Raw genomic sequence first — 4376 nt, forward strand, 5'->3', positions numbered from 1 at the left:
AGATCGAAAGGAACGGTGTGACCGAGCAGGTCACGCTGGAACGCGCTGATCCCTCCGCTGACGGGAATTACAGCATGGACCTGACGCTGCGCCGCCTGCTTTCGGAGCCCGGGCGGTGAAACGCGCGCTGGACGGCACGCGCATAAATAGCCCGTTCCCGCAGCACAGGCTCAGCTTCGGCAAGCCTGTCCGTCAGAGGGTGTCAGGAGGATCGGCAACGGGCGGCAGTCCTGATGCTTGGGTCGCACACACCAAAAGTCACGGAGCTTGTTCATCTCAGGTCATTCATGCATTGCCTGCCGGAGCCACGATCCTGGCGTGAAGCGGGAAGGGATGCCGGACTGATCAAGAGGTTCCTGCCATGGCCAAGGTGAGAGCGGGGCTCTCGGGAAGCTGGTCCAGCTGTTTCGTGACTTCGGTGTCGGACATCTCTTCAGGAAGCTTGTCTGTCCAGACACGCAGAGCGTCGAGGGTGTAAGAACCAAAGGACGTGATCATGGCCCCGTCCGCTGCATCACGTCCCCGGACCATCAGCACGCGACCGATCCGGGGGGTGTTGTATCGGGCATCGAATGTATACCACCTGTCCTCGAGGTAGGCCTCGAACCAGGCGCAGAAATCGCCCGGACCAGAGGGCGGAACGCCGATGTCGCCAAGGTAGCCGCTGGCATAGCGGGCCGGAATGTTCATGGCACGGCACAGCGCGATGGACAGATGGGCAAAGTCCCGGCAAACGCCCGTTGCCTCGGACATGGCATGAACTGCCGTCTTCGTCGGGCGCCCGAACTTGTAGCCGAAGGTCAGGTGATTGTGGACGAAGTTGCTGATGGCCTGCACCCGTGCCCATCCCGGTGGCGTTGTGCCAAAAAGGTCCCAGGCCTGTTGAGAAAGCACATCCGACTCGCAGTAGCGGCTGGCGGTCAGGAACGGCAGCGTTTCGGGTGGAAGGTGGGACACTTCGTGCTGGCGGGCGTTCCAGTTGAAGACGTCAGGCTGCCCGTCGATCTCGATGACGTCATCCGACCAGAGCCTGCAGCGCCCCGGCCGAGCCACCAGCCGCGCCCGGCGATTGCCGAACGGGTCCAGAAACTCGTCCACGGGCAGGGGAGGGTCCGTCATGATCTTGTTGGCTCCCATGATGCGACCCGAAACGGACGGGTGTGGGGACAAGGCAAGGATCAAGGGAAGATGAACCTGCGTATGGAGAGCTATTTCAAAGCCAAAGCGAATGCGCATTGCGTGCTTCCTTGCAAAGGAGGAGGGTGGTGCAGGTCCTGCTGGCGTGCAGCCCAACAAAACTGGATCAGACCCATGAAGATCGACTTGAGGTGGTGACGACCTTCTCTGTTCGTCACCGTACCAGATATTTCTATGACCGGCCGGTAAAGTTCGGGGTCCACCGGCTGATGATGCGTCCCCGGGACGCGCATGACATGCGCTTGCTGACATCGAGCCTGATCGTGTCGCCTGCCGCGTCCGTTCGATGGGAGTTCGACACCTTTGGCAACTCGGTCGCCCTGCTGACCTTCCTGAAGCCTGCCGACCAGTTGTTGATTGCCAGCGAACTTATGGTGCGTCGCTATGGCTATGACGATCCGATCGTTCGGCTGGCCCGCCATACGGGACCTTTCCCGTTCACGTACGAAGACGAGGAAAGGGTTGATCTGGCACCGGTGATGCAACTCGGCTACCCTGCCGAGCGAGCCGTGCTCGAAGAATGGCTGGCTTCTGCCTGGCCAGAAGCCTCCAATGAGACCATGGCACTTCTGGATGGACTTGTGCGGGTCATCCATGAGCGCTTCAGGTATGGCCGCCGGGAGGCCCAAGGCGTTCAGTCGCCAAGGGAGACGATCCGACTTGGCAGCGGTACCTGCCGCGATCTGGCGGTGCTGTTCATGGAGGTTGCAAGACTTCTGGGCTTCGCGGCACGCTTTGTGACAGGATATCTCTATGACCCTGTGGCCGACCATGGCCATCTCGGCTCCTCTGCTCCGGGCGCGGCCGAAGTGACGGGGGGAGGAGCAACCCATGCCTGGTCGGACGTGTTTGTTCCGGGTGTGGGGTGGGTGGAATTCGATCCCACCAACCGGATCATCGCAGGCCGCAACCTCATTCGTGTGGCGACCACCCGCACCGCGTCACAGGCCCTTCCTCTGACCGGTGCCTTTATCTCCTCAGGCGGCTGCAGCCTTGGAATGGAGGTTCAGGTTGACGTTCTGCGCAACGACTGAAGCTCCGTCACCAGGTGACACGACACCCTCGAGCGGGAACAGCGGCGGCATATCTTCGGTACCGGGCGCAGCCGCCGCCGTTTGAGGCCTCCCAAAGACATAGCCGAGCAGCGGCACCAAAAGGGTCGAGCGTCAAACTCCTCGGGTACGCCATGTGGCCAACCGCAGCGGATGGAAGCAACCCGACACTTCCTGACAGGGACGGGCGGAAGGACAGCTGGCCGCAAAAACGCCTCGCCAGCGACGGCGAGGCCCGACTCGTTACACACCTTCCTGGCGGCTCCGGCGCAACCATCCACTGCCCGGGCCAGACGCTTACTTGCTCAAGCGCCGTGCGTTGGCGGTGGCCTGCAGGTGCACCGGCGCCAGGGCCAGTCCACCGGTCTCCATGGTGCGGGTGATCACGCGCGTACCATGTGCCATCCAGCGTTCTGCAAGACCCGACATGTCACCCATGCTCAACGGGCGTCCGCCAAACATCAGGCGGCCCAGATGCTGTGCCTGCTCGGATGCGTCCGCCAGCATCGCCGACCATTGCTCGACAAGAGCCTGGTTGACCTTGGCGACAGCCACAACCTTCTCCTGCACCATGCCGCCGATCTCGGCATAATCGCCTTGGGCGGGAGATCGGGCCGCGCTGCCCATGATCCCCATCCGCGCGCCGATGACGCTGCCGGAGGCGACCATCATCTCGTTCACGCGCCTGTTGGTCTTCATCATGTCGGAGTTGGCCTTTGCCAGCTCGGCCAACGCCTTGCTTCCGGCGATCATCATCATGTTGTCCTTTGCAGATCAGCAAAACGCGGAACGGCAACCTGCGCCGCCGCCCCCCCCAATACGCCCACACAGGCAGCGCCGCTGCTTGTCGCAGCAACGCCAACCCTGCGGGTGCGGCCGTTACGCCGCCTCGTCGACGCGCGCCTGTAGCGGGCTCAATGCCTGCCTGGAGCTGCGCTGTGCGATCTGGAGCATCGCCGTACGCCGTTCCATCCAGTTGTGCATGGCGCTGGTGGCGAAGTTGCGCTGGAGCTCGGCAAGGTCCTTCACCGACTTGACCCGGAGGAGCTTTTGCGAAGCCTCGGCATTGGCGCGGGTGGCCTTCTCGAACCAGCTGGTCCAGGCCGAGGTGACATCGGACACGGCCTGCACCGAGGCGACGGAGGTTGTGGTGACAACCTGCATGTCCTCGGCCATTGTCCGCGCCGCGTCGCTGTAGATCGTCAGGGCCTCGCGGGTGTCGGAGGCAACCTGCTGGGTCCGCTCCGTCAGCGTCTCGGTGACCTGACGCGCCCGGTCCTGCATTGCGGCCGCGCCACGTTCCATGACATCCGCCACCTTTTCGGACGCCTCGCGAGCGGCACGCTCGGTCTCTTTCTGCGCCCGCGCGACCGCGCGCTCGGCTGCGGCGGCTTTCCTGGCCTCCTCAGCCTGACGGTCGGCTTCAGCCTGCTCGTCGCGCTTGGCCTGTTTGGCCGCTGCCCGCTTGTCCGCTTCAGCCCGTTCGGCCTTTTCAGCATCGCGCTTGGCTTGCGCCCGCTCTTCGCGCTGTTCGTCGCGCTTGGCGGCCTCGGCCTCTTCGACGGCATTTTCCATATTGGCGGCCAGGCTGGCGGCCTCGTCATTGCTGAGCACCTTGAGAACAGCCGGGAGAAGCTCCTTGCGCTCATTGCGGACGTGCTGCTGGAAGCCCTTGTTCAGCTCGGCCAGCTGCGCCAGGAACCCGTCATTGTCCTTCGGCAGACCAGACAGCGTCTCGAGCGCAGCCCGCATCTCCTTGTTGCCTTTCAGAGCAGCAACGGCGAGCTCCTTGGTCTCCGGATGCTTGCGCAGCAGCGGCAGAAGGTGCTGTTCCTCGATCTCGACATAGCGGGACAGCTCGTCGTGGAGGTCCGCAAACGCGGTTTCGCGCGTCTTCACGGCCTGGTTGGAGGTGGCGGACAGCTTGGTGATCAATGCGGCGGCTTTTTCGGGAGCGGCCTGGATCGTCTGGCGGAGGGTCATGGAAACAACTTTCCTGGGCGCCGTCCTGAACCCGAAGCCGGCAGCAACACCCCGCCGAAATGCAGGAGCATCACTCACTGGTCGCTCAAGAAGGCTTAGTCAGGATCAGCCGGAGAGGATTCCCCGAAGATCTTGCTGCAGTGC

4 protein-coding genes are annotated in these 4376 nt (G+C 63.2%); 1 reads left to right on the plus strand and 3 read right to left on the minus strand.

Annotation, left to right across the window (positions count from 1 at the left end):
- Positions 1 to 345: 345 nt before the first annotated feature.
- Positions 346 to 1119 (minus strand): transglutaminase-like domain-containing protein, encoded by a 774-nt coding sequence (locus tag ACLHHB_RS07310; RefSeq protein WP_410217621.1) that lies wholly within the window; start codon positions 1117 to 1119, stop codon positions 346 to 348.
- A gap of 146 nt (positions 1120 to 1265) precedes the next feature.
- On the opposite strand from ACLHHB_RS07310, the gene ACLHHB_RS07315 reads away from it, so the two are divergent.
- Positions 1266 to 2231, plus strand: a complete 966-nt coding sequence (locus ACLHHB_RS07315; protein ID WP_410217622.1) for a transglutaminase N-terminal domain-containing protein — start codon at positions 1266 to 1268, stop codon at positions 2229 to 2231.
- Between the two features lie 315 nt (positions 2232 to 2546).
- On the opposite strand, the gene ACLHHB_RS07320 is transcribed toward ACLHHB_RS07315, so the two are convergent.
- A complete protein-coding gene (locus ACLHHB_RS07320; protein WP_410217623.1) occupies positions 2547 to 3008 on the minus strand; it encodes a hypothetical protein in 462 nt (153 codons plus the stop codon).
- A 120-nt stretch (positions 3009 to 3128) separates the two neighbouring features.
- The gene (locus ACLHHB_RS07325; RefSeq protein WP_410217624.1) at positions 3129 to 4232 is read right to left on the minus strand and encodes a hemerythrin domain-containing protein; all 1104 of its coding nucleotides are present in this window, start codon (positions 4230 to 4232) and stop codon (positions 3129 to 3131) included.
- Between the last annotated feature and the right edge of the window lie 144 nt (positions 4233 to 4376).

Source organism: Paracoccus sp. (in: a-proteobacteria) (genome assembly GCF_046462195.1).
GTDB lineage: Bacteria > Pseudomonadota > Alphaproteobacteria > Rhodobacterales > Rhodobacteraceae > Paracoccus.

What these genes read in the sequence shown, in the direction of transcription:
- ACLHHB_RS07310 (WP_410217621.1), bottom strand. Translation starts at nt 1,119, where the DNA reads ATGACGGACCCTCCCCTGCCCGTGGACGAGTTTCTGGACCCGTTCGGC.
- ACLHHB_RS07320 (WP_410217623.1), bottom strand. Translation starts at nt 3,008, where the DNA reads ATGATGATGATCGCCGGAAGCAAGGCGTTGGCCGAGCTGGCAAAGGCC.
- ACLHHB_RS07325 (WP_410217624.1), bottom strand. Translation starts at nt 4,232, where the DNA reads ATGACCCTCCGCCAGACGATCCAGGCCGCTCCCGAAAAAGCCGCCGCA.